This is a genomic window from Gordonibacter sp. 28C, from assembly GCF_003339845.1.
Lineage (GTDB): Bacteria > Actinomycetota > Coriobacteriia > Coriobacteriales > Eggerthellaceae > Gordonibacter.
This window is the reverse complement of the sequence record NZ_PPTR01000019.1, coordinates 1-17,289: the sequence shown is the minus strand read 5'-3', so window position 1 is coordinate 17,289 and position 17,289 is coordinate 1. Positions and strand designations below refer to the sequence as shown.

The 17,289-nt window shown below is 61.5% G+C and carries 19 protein-coding genes; 6 read left to right on the top strand and 13 right to left on the bottom strand.

From position 1 onward, the window contains the following. Window positions 1-3: 3 nt before the first annotated feature. From C1878_RS15695 to C1878_RS15675, 5 genes are all read right to left on the bottom strand, one after another. The gene (locus C1878_RS15695) at window positions 4-1,281 is read right to left on the bottom strand and encodes a DNA polymerase IV (RefSeq protein ID WP_015539657.1); all 1,278 of its coding nucleotides are present in this window, start codon (window positions 1,279-1,281) and stop codon (window positions 4-6) included. Window positions 1,282-1,628: 347 nt separating this feature from the next. Next, complete coding sequence (locus C1878_RS15690; RefSeq protein WP_114602528.1) at window positions 1,629-1,829, bottom strand: chaperonin; 201 nt, start codon at window positions 1,827-1,829, stop codon at window positions 1,629-1,631. A 263-nt stretch (window positions 1,830-2,092) separates the two neighbouring features. Then, a complete protein-coding gene (locus C1878_RS15685; RefSeq protein WP_021409105.1) occupies window positions 2,093-2,383 on the bottom strand; it encodes a hypothetical protein in 291 nt (96 codons plus the stop codon). 94 nt (window positions 2,384-2,477) lie between these two features. Continuing rightward, a complete protein-coding gene (locus C1878_RS15680; protein ID WP_021409113.1) occupies window positions 2,478-2,861 on the bottom strand; it encodes a hypothetical protein in 384 nt (127 codons plus the stop codon). Between the two features lie 228 nt (window positions 2,862-3,089). Continuing rightward, window positions 3,090-3,404, bottom strand: a complete 315-nt coding sequence (locus C1878_RS15675; RefSeq protein ID WP_015539654.1) for a hypothetical protein — start codon at window positions 3,402-3,404, stop codon at window positions 3,090-3,092. A 125-nt stretch (window positions 3,405-3,529) separates the two neighbouring features. On the opposite strand from C1878_RS15675, the gene C1878_RS15670 reads away from it, so the two are divergent. Genes C1878_RS15670 through C1878_RS15660 form a run of 3 tightly spaced genes read left to right on the top strand, consistent with a single transcriptional unit; the run spans window position 3,530 to window position 4,678 of the window. Next, entirely contained in the window at window positions 3,530-3,733 is a 204-nt protein-coding gene (locus C1878_RS15670; protein ID WP_009307274.1) for a type II toxin-antitoxin system Phd/YefM family antitoxin, read from the top strand. After that, window positions 3,717-4,241 (top strand): hypothetical protein, encoded by a 525-nt coding sequence (locus C1878_RS15665; RefSeq protein ID WP_021409101.1) that lies wholly within the window; start codon window positions 3,717-3,719, stop codon window positions 4,239-4,241. Before C1878_RS15670 ends, C1878_RS15665 begins: the two co-directional genes overlap by 17 nt. Beyond that, the gene (locus C1878_RS15660; RefSeq protein WP_021409119.1) at window positions 4,238-4,678 is read left to right on the top strand and encodes a hypothetical protein; all 441 of its coding nucleotides are present in this window, start codon (window positions 4,238-4,240) and stop codon (window positions 4,676-4,678) included. Before C1878_RS15665 ends, C1878_RS15660 begins: the two co-directional genes overlap by 4 nt. A 5-nt stretch (window positions 4,679-4,683) precedes the next feature. On the opposite strand, the gene C1878_RS15655 is transcribed toward C1878_RS15660, so the two are convergent. The 8 genes from C1878_RS15655 to C1878_RS15620 all read right to left on the bottom strand — a co-directional run bounded on the left by C1878_RS15655 (window position 4,684) and on the right by C1878_RS15620 (window position 12,597). Next, window positions 4,684-6,738 (bottom strand): relaxase/mobilization nuclease domain-containing protein, encoded by a 2,055-nt coding sequence (locus tag C1878_RS15655; RefSeq protein ID WP_035586674.1) that lies wholly within the window; start codon window positions 6,736-6,738, stop codon window positions 4,684-4,686. 2 nt (window positions 6,739-6,740) lie between these two features. Beyond that, window positions 6,741-7,106, bottom strand: a complete 366-nt coding sequence (locus C1878_RS15650; protein WP_021409100.1) for a hypothetical protein — start codon at window positions 7,104-7,106, stop codon at window positions 6,741-6,743. Window positions 7,107-8,334: 1,228 nt separating this feature from the next. Further along, window positions 8,335-8,619: a CopG family transcriptional regulator gene (locus C1878_RS15645; RefSeq protein ID WP_015539653.1), complete on the bottom strand. Its 285-nt coding sequence runs from the start codon at window positions 8,617-8,619 to the stop codon at window positions 8,335-8,337. Window positions 8,620-8,624: 5 nt separating this feature from the next. Further along, the gene (locus tag C1878_RS15640; RefSeq protein WP_015539652.1) at window positions 8,625-8,885 is read right to left on the bottom strand and encodes a hypothetical protein; all 261 of its coding nucleotides are present in this window, start codon (window positions 8,883-8,885) and stop codon (window positions 8,625-8,627) included. A gap of 247 nt (window positions 8,886-9,132) precedes the next feature. Continuing rightward, window positions 9,133-9,564, bottom strand: coding sequence for a single-stranded DNA-binding protein (locus tag C1878_RS15635; RefSeq protein ID WP_015539651.1), 432 nt, complete (start codon window positions 9,562-9,564; stop codon window positions 9,133-9,135). A gap of 192 nt (window positions 9,565-9,756) precedes the next feature. Continuing rightward, window positions 9,757-11,334 carry a hypothetical protein gene (locus C1878_RS15630; protein ID WP_021409104.1) on the bottom strand — a complete coding sequence of 526 codons (1,578 nt, stop codon included), beginning with the start codon at window positions 11,332-11,334 and terminating at the stop codon, window positions 9,757-9,759. 4 nt (window positions 11,335-11,338) lie between these two features. Further along, on the bottom strand, window positions 11,339-11,764 hold the full coding sequence (locus C1878_RS15625; protein ID WP_015539649.1) for a hypothetical protein: 426 nt from the start codon (window positions 11,762-11,764) through the stop codon (window positions 11,339-11,341). Further along, a complete protein-coding gene (locus C1878_RS15620) occupies window positions 11,764-12,597 on the bottom strand; it encodes a ParA family protein (RefSeq protein ID WP_015539648.1) in 834 nt (277 codons plus the stop codon). The genes C1878_RS15625 and C1878_RS15620 overlap by 1 nt, the downstream gene beginning before the upstream one ends. Before the next feature lie 496 nt (window positions 12,598-13,093). Between C1878_RS15620 and C1878_RS15615 the strand changes: the two genes are divergently transcribed. The 3 genes from C1878_RS15615 to C1878_RS15605 all read left to right on the top strand — a co-directional run. Next, a complete protein-coding gene (locus tag C1878_RS15615) occupies window positions 13,094-14,242 on the top strand; it encodes a hypothetical protein (RefSeq protein WP_114602527.1) in 1,149 nt (382 codons plus the stop codon). 148 nt (window positions 14,243-14,390) lie between these two features. Beyond that, on the top strand, window positions 14,391-15,554 hold the full coding sequence (locus C1878_RS15610; RefSeq protein WP_015539646.1) for a hypothetical protein: 1,164 nt from the start codon (window positions 14,391-14,393) through the stop codon (window positions 15,552-15,554). Between the two features lie 33 nt (window positions 15,555-15,587). Next, on the top strand, window positions 15,588-17,289 hold a 1,702-nt coding region (locus tag C1878_RS15605; RefSeq protein WP_255417936.1), incomplete at its 3' end, for a collagen binding domain-containing protein.

The following is a 17,289-nucleotide window of genomic DNA, read 5'->3' as shown; positions in this document are numbered from 1 at the left end:
TCCTCACGAGTGGAAGAAGCTGACGGGGTGGACGGTGTTGTCGGCCTTGGCGTCGACGCTGGCCGCGCCTTCGTCGACGAGCTGCGCGCCCCATACGACGCACTTGTTGCCGTAGCGACGGCGCAGGTCGTCGACGGAGGCGTCGAGCTCGCGCATCTCGGTGCGGCGGGGAAGCGGGTCGAAGAGCGACGCCTGCAGGTCGGCGTCGGCAGGCTCGAGGTCGGAGGCGCGCACGTGGATCCCGCGCAGGGGATGGCTCGCGTCTAGCGGCTCAAGCTCGCGTAGGAGGCCCCAAGCGGCGCGCGCTACCTCGAGCGTCACGTCGGTGGCCACCGGCAGCTTGCACTGGCGCGATCGGGTGCAGAGGTCGTCCGCGGCCCTTGCGCCGACCGACACGGTGCGGGCCCTGGCGCGGCCCTCGCGCATGCGCTGGGCGACGCTCTCGGCGAGCATCCAGACGTACGCCTTGGCGGACTGCGGGTCGCATATGTCCCTGGGGGCCGTGAGCCCGTTGCCGTAGCTCTTGATCTCGCGCATGACGTCGGCGGCGTCCCGGTCGTAGGGCTTGACCTCGGTAGCGTCCTGCCCGCGCGCGAAGCCGCGCAGCACGAACCCCATCTTGCCGAGCCTGTTGCGCAACAGCTCGTCCGAGGCGCACGCGAGCTGGCCTATCGTGTCGATGCCCGAGGAGTGCAGCTTGCGCTCCGTGGCGGGCCCTACGTAGAGCAGGTCGCGCACAGGGGCCTGCCATACGACCTCGCGGTAGTTCTCCCGCGTTATCACCGTGACGGCATCGGGCTTCTTGTAGTCGCTGCCGAACTTGGCGAAGATCTTGTTCCACGACACCCCGACCGACACGCTGATGCCGAGCTCGGCGACCATGCGCTCGCTTACCTCGCGGGCTATCTCGGCGGGGGAGAGCCCGAGGCACCGGCGGGTGCCCGTGACGTCGAGCCAAGCCTCGTCGGGTCCGAAGGGCTCTACACGGTCGGTGTAATCGTAGTAGATCTCCCTGGCTCGCCGCGACACGTCCATGTAGAGCCGGTAGTCAGGGGGCACGACGACGAGGCCGGGGCATGCCTTCCGCGCCTCCCACAGCGCCATCGCGGTCTTGACGCCGGCGCGCTTGGCTATGAGGTTCTTCGCGAGCACGATGCCGTGGCGCGCCTCCTCGTCGCCGCCCACCACGACGGGCTTGCCGCGCAGCTCGGGCCGTGCCTGGCACTCGATCTGCGCGTAGCAGCAGTTTATGTCGCTGTGCAGGACGTCGCGGTCTGGCATGATGACCTGTTACCTCCGTAATAGAGAACAAATGTTTGATACAATTGTAGGCCCGCATGGGTGCCGGAGGCAATCGAACAGTTTGTGGAGTGTTTGGGATCCTAGCCGCTCCGGCTCTCGTTGAGGCGCTTTCGGATGCCGTCGTGGATCGGGTTGCTCATACAGTGGAGCTCTTTCGGCAAGCTGACGTAGACGCCTCTTGCGATCGTGTCCAATTCATCGTTCGGTACGTAGCCGATCGCATCAGCCCTTGGAGTGGAAATATGGGAGCTGTTCGCACCTGCAGATGTTGTCGATGAGGTAAGAAAGGGGAGGGGCCGGTAGGGTATCGCTTCCTCGTCGTGCGGTCAGTAGGCCTCCTCGCGCTCGCAGGGAAGGTCGAGCCACACTCCGTAGTAGCGCTCCTTCACCGTGTCCACGTACTCGCCGTCGTACTCTATCGTCACCAAGCGCACGTTGTTCATTCCCGCGTATCCACGAACCTTGGTCTTGGCATCGCGCTCCGGAGTCCCATGGTAAAACTCGCGGTTCGTCATCTTTCCGGGCATTCCGATCCCCTCTTCCGATGAGTGCATTTTCTGTCATGTAATATGATCGGAGCATGTAGTATCATTTTTAAATATGGCATCATTTTGAAGAACAGAGCCTTTGGTCGAGCCCCTGCGCTCCCCGTGTTCCCATAGTCTCGGCTTCCCAGACTGACGGCATGTCGGATACGCGCACCGTCGCCATCCTGCCGCTCTCCCCAGGGCGCAGATTCAGAAAACCGTGGAGATCGAGCGGTATCTTGATCAACGCAGATTCTCGTTCGTCATCGATTTTCTTGCTCATGCACCTGGGCGATATGTGTGCGCAAGGAAGGGTAGTCGTCCAGATTTCCAGGATCTCTCCTTCCACGGGTGTGCAAGTATCGCGCGGCCGTGAGGAAGAATGAGGCCGTGGAAAAGACGGATCCGACTGCGAACACGAGCAATAGGAGCAGCATGTGAGGAAACAAAGGAAGACTCCATCCGCTGTTGGCGACGAGCATGTAGCCGATGGCGATCGTCCCCATCCAGAATACGAAGGCGCTCATCGATGCCTCGACCAATTCTTTCTTCACAGGTGCTTGCCCTCTCCTCGTCATTCTTTCCATTCCCATGTCTCCTATCTACCGCCATGCCACGCATGATCGTAATGGCGTCCCGCTTCAAGTGTCAGCGCACGTGCACGAGCAGCGGACACAGCGGCTTCATGCCTTTCTTCTTGCGGCCTGCGTTCAAGCGCTCGGCCTCTTCAACCGCCTTCTTGATCGAATTGAGCCTGCGGAAATACGTTGTGCGCTTCAAGCCGAGTTGCCGCATCCCTTCTTCTACCGAATGGTTCTGCTGCCATGCAAGGTACTCGGCGCAGGTAGTCTCATTATTAAATATGGAATCATGTGGGAGCACCACGCCCTTGCTCGGACGGCCTGCGCGCCGCGTCCTCATGGTTTCCGCGTCCTGGACGTCCGGCATGTCGGACACGTGCACCGTCGCCGTCTTGCCGCTCGATGAAACTGCGCAATCGACCTTGATTCCCAGCTCGCGGGCAATGGACATGAAGTGATCGAATTCCTCTCGCCTGAACCCGCTTGCAGTAAACGTGCATTCGGTTGGATGCATATCCAAACGCTCCGATCTCGCAATTAATTATGGGACTAGCATACGCGATTAGAGTTCGAATTTCAATATTAAAATTGGGACGGCCGTGCGAAATTGATAACACATATTATGTAAACTTAGGCTAACTTTTTACGCGCAGCGGCCTTCGCCGGCCTTCCCTCCGCGTTAAAGAACGTGAATCCGGCTGAGGTAGTCGGATATCATCTTCCCTTCGCCGCTTCGCTCGCAAGAGAGTATCTCCTGCCCGTCCTCGTAGAGGGCAGAGTAAAGGGTTCCCCCGGCGTTGGCGAACCTGTGGAGCGCGGCGCACTTGCCCTCGGCGGCGCGGGAAGCCGGCATGATCGTTCCGACGAACTCATGGGGGCTGTCGTCGCCGAATCCCGCAGACAGCCAGGTCTGGGTTTTATCGGCGCGCATTTCTCGGACATCTTTGAAGTCGCTGCTTTCTTCTGACGTTTCGTAGCCGGCTTCGCCGATCATGGGCCCTCCTCTTCCTATGTGCTGTCGTGATCGATAATACCAGCAATTCGAAACGAATTAATACCTTGAAGATAGCTAATTTGGTACAATCGTGAAAAGACCGGGCCTGAAATGTTGGAGGATCGATGGCGAAGGCTGTGCCCCTGTCCGAGTTCCGCGTGAATTCGGCAAGGATACTCGAAGGGCTCTCCGAAACGAGGGGGTTCGCGTACCTGACCAAGAACGGCTACTCGGTGGCTGTCGTGGCGGACGTGGAGGAGTTCGAGCGCATGTACGGCTACGCCATCGACCATGGCTACAAGGCAGGTCGGGATGAGCAAAGCGAGTGATTTGGGGTACTGGGTCAAGGATCACGGCGGCGTGGTTTTCGCGGCCATCATGGTCGTCGCCCTCGTGGCGATGTTCGTGGCCGCCATCGTTGTATCCTCGCAACAGCCCGAAGCGGAGCCCGAGGACACGGTGAGCGGAGGGTACGTGGGATCCTGGTACCATGTCGAGTACGACAAGGCGTACGTGCTCACCCTTAACGGCGACGGCACGGCGCGCTACTACGACAAGACCCTGGTGCAGCCTTTGATGTTCGGAAAATGGGAGGTAGGCGAGAACATGAAGGTCTCGTTCTTCGAGCCGGAAGGCGAGCAGCCCAACGCGAGCGCCGGCGAGGAGTTCGCGTTCTACACGACGCCTAACGAGGACGGATCCATCCCGTCCTCGCCCGCTACCCTGTCCTACAAGGGATCCTACTCGTCGTCCCAGATATGGCTGTTCTGGCCCAGCAAGGCGGCTGCGGAGGCGGAATGGGCCGAGCGCAACCCGAACAAGGCGGCGGTATCGTGAACGTCGCGGTGATGACGGGGGCTTTGGGGTACAGGGAGTACAACACCACCCTCATGACCATGGACGGGTGGACGGACTCGAGGGGCACGGACAGGCACCCGACCGTGGTTGACGAGAGGGTCAACGTCGGATCCTTCATGTCCGGCGACGACCATCTGTACGCGGACGTCTACTGCCATGACGACGAGGTCGAGAGGATCGGCGCGAACCCCGACCCGAAACCCGAGCGCGAGCCCGAGTTCCTCGTCAGGAAGAAGCTGCTCGACAAGCGGTACCTCGGCGGCCTGCTCTACCTGAAGGTCGGGGAGCTCGTCGTCGTCGACAGGCTGAAGGACGTGCTGCCGATGGAGGCCCCGCAAGGGGGCGGCGAGGTAGAGGACGCCGAGGTCGACCTTTATTGGGACGAGGCCGCCGAGGCCGAGGACGCCGAGGTCTGACGTCCCTACCGCGACGCGCCCCTCCCTTCCTTGGCCGCCACGTTCGCCGCGATGTTCCGGCTCTTCGCGGACTGGTAGGCGGCCTGCTTGGCCCTCGACGCCGCCGCGCTCCTCGAGACGGCCTTCTTGCGCGCCTCTTCGAGGTGCCTTGCGTGGATCTCGGCTGCGAGGCGCGAGCGCTGGCCGCGGGATTCCTGCCCCTGCGGCTTGGGCCTGACCGCCTCGCCGCCCGCCGCCTTGCGGGCCGGCGGCTCCAGGCCCGCGACTGCATATGCCGCGTCCCGCGCGCCGGAGACGCGGCTTAGGTTCCTCGCCGCGTCGAAGTAGGCCGCCTCGGCCGCCCCAATGGAGCGCTCCATCCCCTCGGCCTTGGAAAGGACGTCCGCGACGCTCTCGCCCCTGGACTCGGCGATGCCCTCGAGGGCCCTCTCGGCGATCGTTCCGGCCTGGACCGCGCTTGCGTCCTCGTACGTCCAGGCCGCCTCGCTCTTGCCGCCGACGACGCCGCGCATGGCCTCGACCGCTTCCGCGTATCGTGCGACGTCGCGCGCCCACGATCCTTCGACGAGGGCGTCCTGCAGGGCCGTCTCCCTCGACGACATGATCCGCTCGGCGGCGAGCACCGCGGCGCGCCATCCTTCCGTGCGGTCGATGCCGTTGCTGCGCGCTATGGCGGCGATGCTCTCTATGTTGGCCACGCCGAGCTGGCGGCCCTGCCTCAGCAGCGACTCGGAATACGACAGCACCGCTTCGTCGCCTATGCGCTTGCGCGCGGACGCGAGGTCTATAACGGCTTGGGCGTACATGACGCTCTTTATCTCGCACCGGATCCGGGCGGCGGCCGGATCCTGGTTCCTGGCGGCTTCTTCGAGCTGCAGGTTGAGATGCGAGAGGGTGCGGGAGTACGATTCGCCGTCGACTATCCCGTAGATCTCCTTGACCTTGGCCGCGCGCTCGAGCGACTTGATGTTGTCGAGGTGCTGCCAGCGGGATCCCGCCTCCTCGTGCCATACGAGCCTCTCGGTGCCGAGACGGCACTCGACCTTCCCCCGCCTCCTCACGAGGGAGACGTCGTACGTCGCCGGCGTGGCGTCGACGTCGGGGAGGGATACGGACTCGGACGAGTTCCGCTTGATGGCCTCCCCTACCGCGACGATGCCGAAGTTCAGGCCGAGCTTCTGCTCCTTGGCCTTGCGCCCGTTGGAGTCGCAGTACGTCAGCGTCCCTCTCCTGGTTATGGTCACGCTCACGCCCTTGTCGGCGAGGGCCGCCTTGAACTGGTCCCAGCTGCTGGCCGTCCTGCACGCCTTGGCGACGGCCTTCCTGATGGACTCCTTGTAAGGCACGAACCCCTTGGCGAGCATCGCGCACTCCTCCTTCGTCCTGCAGATGCGCATCGTCTTCAAGGGATCTTCCCTGGCGTCGGACGTCCTCATTTTCGGCAACGGCGCCAGGCTGTACTTCTCGGCGAGCTCCTGCGCGACGTTCGCCTGGCGGGCGAGGTCGTCTTTCGCGAAATGCCATTTCCTGCCCGTCTGCGTGTTGAGCGCGTTGATGCAGATGTGCGCGTGGGGTATTCCCTGCAGGCCCTTCTTCAGGCGCTCGTGGTTGTCGTCGTGGTAGACGATGGCGGCCGTCGCTCCGGGGCCGAACGCCTTCACCACCCACTCCTTCGCGTACGCCCTGAGCGTGTCCAGATCGATGCCGTCCTCGGGGTCTGGCGCGAGCACGTAGTGGCGGTAGGTGACGGCCTTCCCCTCCCTTCCGCCCGTCCTCCTGTCGCATCCGGCGGCACGCCTGAGGTCGTCCATGTACCGAGCCCAGTCGCCCTGCGCGCTCGGAGGGATCCCGACGAAGTCCTCGGCGAGGGCGCGGTCGAACTCCGCGCCGTGCCCGTCGTGGAGGTAGCCGGCTATGCCCTTCGCCGCCACGCGGAGCGTGTCGGCCTCGCTTATCTCGCCCATGCGGCGCTTGCGCCTGTCGTCCTTCGACCCCTTGCGCAGGTAGTCCATGACGCCGGCGCAGCCCGTGTGACCGGTTATGGTCTTGAGCATCGGCATCGCTAGCGCTCCCCCGCTGCCCGGTCGAGCATCAAGGAGGCCTCCATCAGCCGGTCGCTCCATCCCTGCAGGGCCTTGGCCGTGGGCGCTAGCGAGGCTCCGATAGACGCCGCCTCGAGCTCCCACGCCACCGATTTCATCGCCCTCGAGGCTGATTCCAGATCGGCGTCGGCGGCACCTTGGAGGCCGGCGGAGATGAGCTCCCGGACGTAGGAGCCCCGCACCCTTGAGGCGTCGGGCTTCCCCGCCCTGCGCGCGTAGTCGGCGCAGTCGCGGTCGAGCTTCGCGCTCAGGTCGGCCGAGAGCCTGACGTTGAGGTAGCCGCCGTCGAGCGCTTCCTGCTTCTTGTAGCCTTTGGATCGCGGCAACCGGCTTCCTTCCTTCAATGCGTTTCGAGCGCAGCGAGCGAGCGTTAGCGAGGGGCGGCCCGGCCGCCCGTCGGCGCAGCCGACCCGTGCCTGTACGGCCCGGAGGCTTGCCTCCGGCTTACGCGCCGCGTGCGGCGCGTTCCAGGGTTCGGGGCGGAAGCCCCGTGCACGTTGTAACGCAGAATTTATTTTGTGTTACAACGTGCGTCTCTTGCTAACCTCCCTACAGAGTTTAACGTGCTGCGCGGCCTAGCGCAAGCGCGGGTTCGGGCCGATGGGCGCGGGTGGCTTTGCACAGGCTTTCCCATGAAGGGACCCTACGCGGATCCCGTAATGGAGGAAGGGTGTGTGAAGCCACCCGGTGGATGCTCGGGGCGAGCATCCACCGGGCCGAGCGGAGCGCCTTCTGGCGCGACGCGAGGCCGACGTCGCGATTTTCGGGAGCCGGCCTCCTGGCGGCGAAACGGCGGCGCGGTCGTTGCCGCGCCGAGTGTGGGCAGGCGCTCGCGGCTGTCCACACTTCCGGCGAAGCCGGCATTGCAGGTTGGGGTTTCCTCTTCCTGGTTTCAGGGTCTTTCAACGTCGACAAGGCTTTCCATAATCGAGCGGTCTTTCGATTGTGGAAAGGCGTACTCGCCTGTTCGTGTTCCAGGGTTTCGGATTGGTTGGTTGGCTTAGTTTGGAGGGCGGTCGATCTCGAAGAGCCCCGCTGCTGCGGCCCTTTTGCCCGGCTCTTAGAGAGCCGGGCAAAAGGGCTTCGGGCCCTAGCATATTGGCCGCGCCGTCCGCTCAGAGCGGCCGGCGCGGATACCCTTCTTTCTCGCTTTGGCGTTTAGGGGTTCTTGGTTTTTGGAGCAAGAAAGCGCGCCTTCCCACAATTCGGTCGCCGCAAAGAGCGCGGCGATTTTTTCCACAACGCCGATCCCGGCGCTACGGAATTAATCCCTAGCGGTTCCTTCGCGCATCGGCGTTGTGGAAAAAACCTAATCGGCCGAATTATGGAAAGCCTTGTCGACGTTGAAAGACCCTGAAACCAGGAAGAGAAAAACCCCGCATTGAAGGAGAGGATGGCCGCCCCAAAAATGGGCGTCTAAACGACGGAGGGCCATCGCAGGCCCTCCGATTCCGCCTTTGCCGATCCAGGAAGCTTGCGAGGGCGAAAGGCTATATAGAAAGGTTCTCATTGCCCCCGCCGGAGCAATGAGAACCAACAAGACACCGCAACGTTTTATCGGGATGCGACCGTCTCGTACTTGTCGAGGTATTCAGCCAACGCATCGCGGTATATCTCGGAGGGCTTTACGCCCCTGCTCTTCGCTATGCGGTTCGCTCTCTGCACCTTCTCGCACGGGTAGACAACGGTGACGCGCTTCTTGCCCACTGCGTCGAGGTGGGAACCGCTGTACACCTGTCCGTCCTCGTGTGGGTAGTCTCCGCGCTCATAAGCGGCGGCGCTCTCTTCGATCCATTCGTTGGTCAAACCATACTTGGCCGCAAGTTCATCTACGTTCATTGATTTCACCTCTCCATCCTTAGCTCTCGGAGCGTCTTGGCGCTCGGCGGGATCATCGCGTGGTAGACAAGGAAGCTGTCGATATCCTCATCGTAGACATAAACGAGCTCGATGAATCTTCCTTGCGTATCGAACCCTACACCGACCCACTCGCCGCTCTCGCGGCGCGTGTAGCTCACCATCCCTCGCACGGCATCGTAAACGTCTTGGGGTTTTATCTCCGGATGACGCTGCTCGATTCTCGGGTGTATGTCGATGTGGCTCATTGCCGTCCTTTCTGCATGGTATGAATAATATCATACTATTTACTCTTTTTCCACCCGCCGCCCTTGCTCCAAGGATGCGCCGCTAGTGTCTCGGCCCAGTAGTTCATTTATCAGCAGCCGTTCATCGACGTGGTATTTAGGGAGGGGCATCCACCAGCACCACGCCGGACGATTGTCTTCATCATCACTTGGGCGAGTGCTCTGAACATGCAACAGGATGTTAGGGATCAATTTGTAGCGTCCATGATTAAAACGGGATGTCTTCGTCGTAGACGGATGCTGTAGAATCAGGCGAAAGGGACGACGGGATGGCTGCGAATTCCGCGTTGGCGTCGTAGCCGTCGGTCTTATTACGGCTGGACATGAACTCGAGCTCGTCGACGATCACCTCGATCTTGCTGCGCTTCTGGCCCTCGCGCTCCCACTGGCTCCAACGGAGCTTGCCCTCGATGGACACTTTGGTGCCCTTGCTGAGGTAACGCGAAAGACTTTCGGCGCGCGCGCCGAACATCGTGCAGTCGATGAAGTTCGGATAATCCTCCCACTCGCCCGTCTGCTGGTTCTTGCGACGGTCGTTGACCGCTACGCCGAAGCCGAGCACGGGAAGCCCGCTCGCGGTGGAGCGAAGCTCGGGATCGCGCGTAAGGTTGCCGCTGATGATAACTCGGTTAATGCTCATGGTCTTCTTCTTTCAGATTTGGCTGTCTTACGAGATGCCCGGTCTGTTCTCATAGATGCCGAAGTACCCCCTTCCATTCGTGAATAATAACGCAACAAGAAAGAGTGACGGTTAGTGTCCTTCTAACCGTCACTCTTTCTTGTTGGAAACAGGGGCGCAGGGGGCGTAGCCCCCGCTGAACCGCCGTGACGGCTATGGGATGACGTCGAGCACCGTGCCGAGCACCGTGCGCAGACCCTCCCCGAACGAGGCCCCGTTCGACGCCGCGGTGAGGATCGCGCTGGCCAGCAGGCTGAGGGCGGCCACGACGACCAGCGCCACGGCACCCCGCCCTACCGTGTACGCTACGGATTGGGCCCTGGCTGCCATCGTCGGCTTGGGCGCGTCGGGGTAGACGTGCCGGACAACCACCTCCCCCGATCCCGTCTGCACGACGTTCCCCCGCGACGCCTTCAGCTGCGCGTCGATGCGCTGCAGATCCGCCTGCCACGCGGCGGCGTCCTCGAGCCTCTTCGCCTTGACGTCGGCGAGTTCCGCCAAAGCCGCGCGGAGCCTTTCTTCCGCGTCCTCGGCCGTACCGGCCTTCGCCTTCGCGGCGGCGAGCGCTGTCTCGAGCTCGCTCGAACGCGCCCGGGCATGCTCAAGATCCTTCGCCAGGGACTCCGAGTCGAGGGCGGCCTCCTTGGCGGCGTTCTCCGCTTGCGCCGCGCGCTTTTCGGCGGCCTGCAGCTCCTCCGACAGCCTGTCCGCGAGCGAAGAGCGGCGCGAGAGCTCCGATTCCGCGTCGTCCAGGAGGCCGGCGAGCCGTTCCCGTTCCTTCAGGACGTTGGCGTACAGATCCCGCTCGTCGGAGATGTTGGAGATCAGCTCGGACATCCCGTTGTCGAGTTGCCGTACCCTCCTCTCCGCTGCCTCCGTCTTGCTGCGCGCGGTGTAGAGCTCGTCGGTAAGCGCGGACACCTTGTCCTGGAGCATGGAGAGCGCTCGGGCTGCTTGCTCGCTTTCGGAGCTTGCCGACACGAGGTCTTGCTCCGCCTTTGCGCGTCTCGCCTCGCTCCGCTCGAGGGCGGCCCTGGCCTCCTCCGCCTCCGTCTCGGCGGCTCCCTTGGCGACGGCGAAGGAGGCGGCGTCGCGCTCGAGCGAGCCCAGCCGGGCGAGCGCCTCGTCTCGCGCCGACGCCGCCTCCTCCAGCTGCGCCTCCGCCTCGGCCCTGGCCGCGGTTTCCACTGCCACGATGCCTTCGAGGCGGGCGCGATCCTCCCCCGCCCGCTCCAGCGCCTCCGTAGCGGCTCTGAGGGCGGCCTCGGATTCTGCGGCTCGCTTCTCCGCCTGCTCGATCTGCCGGTCCGCCTCCCGCCGGCCGGCTTCCGCCTCGTCCCTCGCGGCGGCCGCCGCGGCGAGCTCCGCCTCAAGGGCGTCGGTATGCCGTCTTTGCGCCGCAGCGTCCCTCTCGAGCGCCTCTGCAGCCATCCTCGCTTCGGCGACGATAGCCTCCAGGCGGCCGTCGGAGGGCGCTTGCGGCGCAGGTGCAGGATCCTCCTGCAGCCGAGCGGGTTCCGGTATCGCGGCGGGGGATCCCCCGCCGTCGAGGTACTCCGTGGCGGCGGCCATGTTGTCGGCGCATGCCATCTCGCTACCCGGTTTCGGCTTGGTGCCGGCGGCGAATATGAGCACCTGGCCTACTTGGTAGCTCTCGCCGATGCCGCCGTAGTAGAGGTCGCGGTCGGTGATCGTGGCGAGCACGTGGCCGCGGTATCTGGATGTCTTCACGACGTCACTTCCCGTACTGGCCGAGGGACTCGGGGTACTCGTCCTTATGGGCGGCTATCCACGCATCGAGCGCCTCGCGTATGACCAGCGAGCGGTTCAGCCCGTCTATGCCCTTGAGCCGGTTGAGGGCCTTGTTCTGATCCTCGGTGATCATGAAGCCGTACGTCGTATACGATTGCTCGCCGCTCTCCCTCGAGGAGGCTTGGCTTACCTCGCCGGCGTCGGCCTTCTTCGGCGTTGCGCGCGCGGCCGGTGCCCGGCGCTTGCCCGTTGACGGCTTCTGCCCCTCTTCCCCACCCTTGCGCGGCTTCGAGGGAGAGGGGGCTTCCGCCCGGCTCGGCGTGACGACCTCGGGTTCTGGCGGTGCCGGCTGGGATGCCTCCTTCGCAGCGGCTTCCCTTGCTGCGGCGAATCGGTTCGAGGTTGCCATCAGATGGCTCCTTTCTTTCTAAGATCCTTCACGACCGCTTCCAGTATCGTATGTTCGTTGGATTTGGGATGTTCCAGGTTGATTGGCTTCGACTCGACTTCGGTGTCCTTGTAGGCTACGCGGTACGGGATGACGGTATCAACGAGCAGACCGCCCATGTCTTCGCGCGAGCGGATGTAGTCGAGCATCTCGGGTGCCAGCTTGATGCGCTTGTCGTAGTTGCAGACCACAAGTCCCTTGGTGACGTCGGGGATGCGGAGCTCGGTGCACAATTCCTCGCCCCACAAGTATTGGAACATCTCGACGCCGGTGAGCCCGTTGTCCGACACGTCGGTCACGAGCACTATCGAGTCCGCGGCGAAGAAGGCGTTTTGGTTAACGAGGCCGAGCCCAGGGTTGGTGTCGATGATGATGTAGTCGTACCGGCCGAAGAACTCGCTGTTGTCCTGCAGGTAGTAGCCGAGCAGCCTGATCCGCTCGCCTTTTGCCGCGAGTTCGAATTCCGTTTTGAACAGCAGGATCGAGGACGGCATCACGTCCAGGTTCGGCAGGTCGCGCAACGGGGCGCGGATCACCGCGTCCTCCGGCGGCGTGCCCTGGTTCGTGAGGACGTCGGCAAGGGTGGTCATGTCCGGGTCGGCAATGTCGATCCCCAACCCCTTGGAGGCGTTAGCCTGGGGATCGGCGTCCACGACAAGCACCTTATAGCGCTCTGCGAGGCAGCCGGCGATGTTGTCGACGACCATGGTCTTTCCAGCCCCGCCCTTCATGGCTCCCACCGTGACGACCCATGCGGGGTTCTTCTGGGACGTCGGCGCCTTGGCCTTTGCCATTCCCTGCCTCCTTGATTGATAGAGAACTCAAAAACTTGAATACTAGAGAACACGAGTAAAGTATACATCAAGAAAAAGAGTAGTCAAGAACATGAAAATATGAAAACTTGAAAACACAAGAACTAAAAAACAATAAAATATGAAATTGTAAGAACTAGAAAATTCAAGTAATAGAAAACTTGTTAAAGCGAGGTATAGAGTTCTTGAATACTCGTGTAATTGAGGAAACATCCCACTGGCAACGTTAGTGAAGATCACGAATACTTGAATAATGTAGAACACGAGTACTTGAAAAATTGAAAATGAGAAAATACAAATACTTGAATACTAGAATATACGAATACTTAAATCTCATAATTAAATATGAGACTTCTATACCGAAATGCTAAACATGTAAATGATGCTGCAAATAATATTTCGCAGGTTAGGCCTTGAAAAACAGCCCTGGGGGGGGGGGTATCATGGATTAGTGAAAAGCGCATAGAAAGGGTGAACGATGGCGACCCAGGAAAAACCCGTCTCCAACCAACTGCTGAAAACGGCTGCCGCGCTGGCCTCGATCCTGCTCGCGGCATCGCTGGCGTCGCCGCCGGCCGCGGCCCTTGCCGCGGGCGACGGGGACAGGATCGCCAAAACGTTCACTTACATGGAAGCGTCCGGCATGCCGGAAGGGCTCGTGCCATCGTCTATAGAGTTCGGCGGCAATGCCTACAAACTCGAAAAGCAAGGCGAACCCTACGTTGATGAATCGTACGAGCGGCAAACCGCCGAACTCGAGCATGACACGACCGTGGAAGCGGGCGTGCTCGATGTTAGCTACGCCATCGCCAGCATGCCGGCCACGATGGACGCGTCGACGATCGATCCACTCTACGAAGGGGATCTGCCGCTTGACAGCGTCGAGCAGATCCCCGTCTACCAGCTCCGCACCCGTCAGGTTGACCGGCCGGTGGACTATCCCGGGCTGCCCACCAACGACGTCGATGCGACGATACCCGCGTACGCGGACTTCACCGTGACAAGCGGCGATGGCCCCGATACGACGACGACCAAGACCCTGGCCCTCTCTGACGTCGAGTTCGAGGTCACGGCCACCGACGACCTAGGGCTCCCCGTATCGTACACGGCCCATGCCAACTACCGCGGCACCGAGGACTACCTCGAGACGATCGCCTACACCGTCATAGGCCATTACAAGGGGATCGCGACGGAGAAGGACAGGCGCATGGCGCTGGACGTTACCTACTACCACGAGGTTCCCGAGCCTGCACCCGCACCTGAGCCGGAGCCGGAGCAGCCGTTCGATGTGATCCCCTACGTCGTCGGAGCGGGGGCGACAGGTGCCGTGCTCATCGCCGTAGCGGTGGTCTGGAGGCGGCGCGCCCGCATCACCAAGACGTTTGACGACGGCAGCGTGGTGGTGCTCGCGCGGGTCAAGGCTGTGAAAACAGGCGACGGCGCGTGGAGCGTCCGCGTGCCCGACAGGCTGGAACGCGGGCCGAAGGAGCTGCGCCCGACGCAGCGGATGATGAGGTTCCCCTCCATCGCGATAACCCGCGACGGGATGGTTCTGCGGGAGTCGGCTCCCGTGAAGGTCATGCAGTTCGACGACGGGGGTGGGGAGGCGAAGCTGCAAGAAGAATGACGAACTAGGCCCCGATGCCGGGGTGCGCATGGCTCTCCGCCCGGTCTGTCCATGCGCCCCCCGGCATCGGGGCCGCCGATCGGAGGGATACGAACCCTGCGCTAGGCAAACAGACTGGGCATAAGACCGGGCGAAAGGATGTTGGGACATGAGCGAAAACGAAAAGACCGAGAAGCTGGAATATCAAACGGAAGAGAAGATCGAAGGGCTGACCGAGCCGATTGAGGGCGAGAAGGATATCGAGTCCGAGCCTGCGCAAGGGGAAACGGTGGACGGCGGGGGTTCGCCCAAGCGCAAGCGCCGCATCGTCGCAGCGGCCGTCCTCGGCGTTGCCGTGATCGCGCTGTGCATTGCGGGCATCGTGGGCGCTGCAACGCCCTCGGAGGCACCCCAGCCCGAAAAATCCCAGCCGGAGCAAGAGACGGTTGCGCCTAAGAATGACCAGAAGTATTCCCTCGCGGTCAAAATCGAAGCCGAAGGGTGGACTGATACCGCGACTAAGGCGACAGTGCGCGTCGAAGCTGCGGCCCCGCACGGAGAGATGGAACCTATCGAGCGCGAGGTCGAGTGCGGCGAGAATATCGTCCTTGTAGAGGCCGATGAGTTCGTGAAGGACGCCACTTACAAGGTGTCCGTGTCCAAAGCCCCCGTGCTTGAAGACGGATCAACCTACACCGCAGGGGAGCCTTTCGAGCTTAAAGCCCCCTCTGATGCTGCTGCGAGCGCGAGCAACACCGTAAGGTCGCTTGGCCTTGAGTGGGATAACGAGCGCGAAGACGCTATGGTCATGTTCGAGACGGTTTCAGCCGATGAAAAGAAGATAATCGTCAACATCACTCTCGCGCCGAAAGCGCTGGCCGACATGAGTGCCGAAGAGGTCGAGGCGTCGGCAACAGCCCTCGAAGCGGCAGGCAAGTCAGACGCCGCCCAGGCGGCCGTGCAGAGCGCCCCTGCCACATCGGGTAATGCTGTGCAAAGCGGGGGGACCGGAGGTGGATCGACGTCCGGGGGAGGTTCCTCGGAACCTGCTCCCGCTCCTGCTCCCGCTCCTGGGCCCGACCCTGCGCCGGCTCCTGCTCCCGAGCCGGATCCTCCGGCGCATGTCCATAACTGGATTCCCGAAACGACAGAGAAGACTATTTACCACAATTTCTGTGGGATTTGCGGCGCTGATATTCAAGGAAACGAAGCGGGTCATCTGAAAAACCATGCCCTAGCAGGGGAAGGCGTTGGCAACGCCTATCCGTCTCCTGTAGGGACGGAGACTGTGAACACTGGCCGCTACTACTGCTCCTGTGGGGAGTGGAAATAGAAGAATCGAAGGCGAACGAGATGGGAGAGGGCAATGATAGACAACTTGCTGAAAGAAGGAGGAGGCATACTGCGTCGCCTGCCGTCCGCAGCGATGGCTATCATGCTAGCGGTGACGCTGGCGATACCACAGGGATTGGCCTTAGCCGATCCTGCTCCCGTCTCTGAAGATGTTGAAGCCTTCGGGCATGCAAATAGCGAGGCACAGCCGGTAATCTCGGAATCTAACACAAGTACGGAGATGGCAGATAAGGGGGATGGGCTAGAGCAGGAAGTTACCCCTGATCAGGAAACGCAGCCTGATAACCCAAAGGAAGAAAACCCCGTGTCGAAAGAGCCGGATGAAGATTCGGAATCTATAAAAAATGAGGCCTCTGACGTTGAAGAGGAAGCCGAGCAGCCTGTAGATCCGCTTTTGTTGGCCAGTCAGGCTCCACCGGTCATGGGGTCGATCGCGCGTGACCTATCGACCATAAGTGGCACCGCAAGCATGGTGTGTCTCAACCCTGGGCCGACGAACGACCATTACAACCGGTTCGGTATAACCATGCCCGACGGCCAGTATTTGATTGGCCACTGCATGGACTATGGACAAGCGGCGCCAGCCGATGGCACTTATAATTTCACAGGGGTTTGGGATTCTGGAGCTCGTGCTTACAATGTGACGCTTGACACAACCGGGGCAAATAAGAATCCAGGATCTTTAGCGCCTTATCCGTGCCAGCGGGTAGGGAACTTCTACTGGACGCCGAAAGGATCTGTTGAGCTCTACAAGAGCTCAACTAAGCCTGATATGACGAACGGCAACCCGGTTTACAGTCTCTCTGGTGCAAAATACGATGTTTACCGCTCAAACGATGACGGTTATGTACTGACATTGACGACTAATGCATCTGGTTACGCATCGGCCTCCGGCCTGCCTTATGGCAACTACTATTGCGTTGAGTCGCAACCACCAACGGGTTTCTTTAAAGATACTAGCCGACATTACTTCGATGTATCAGGCAATGCTGTTATTAGAGCGTCTGATGTGCCGTACGACGATCCGGTAGGTGCGTTGCTTCATAAGGCAGACCCGTTGACCGGAGGCACCGCTCAAGGGGGTGGAACGCTCGGAGGAGCGGAATTCACCGTAAAATACTATGCGGGTTACTATTCTTCCGATCCAGCTGCACAAGGGATAAGCCCTATGCGCACGTGGGTTATGCGTACGGATTCTGACGGTTTCTGCTATTTTGACTCATCGTATGTGGTATCCGGCGACCCGTTTTATATTGGCGCTGCTGGCACACCGACGTTTCCTTTAGGCACTGTGACCGTCCAGGAAACTAAAGCGCCGGAGGGATACGTGCTGTCCTCTGCGGCGCGTCCGAACGACGTATTCGTGCAGCGCATTACAATGTCGGGTATTGAGGGGAATCCGGCTGAGGTCTGGAATGAGCATCAATTCCTGGACGATTCTATCCGCGGCGGCGTAAAGACGACGAAGCTCGATGGCTACTACCAAAGCGCGACCGCGCAGGGCGATGGAACAATGCAAGGCGCGACCTTCGCCATCAAAAATGCATCAGAGAACCCCGTCGTGGTCGGAGGCGTCACATACGAGCCGGGCAAGGACGTGGCCACCATCACCTCCGGCGCCGACGGCGTGGCGCAGACCGCGAGCGACCTTCTGCCCTACGGCACCTACGAGCTGCGCGAAACCGTCCCGCCGGAGGGCTACCTGCTCTCCGACG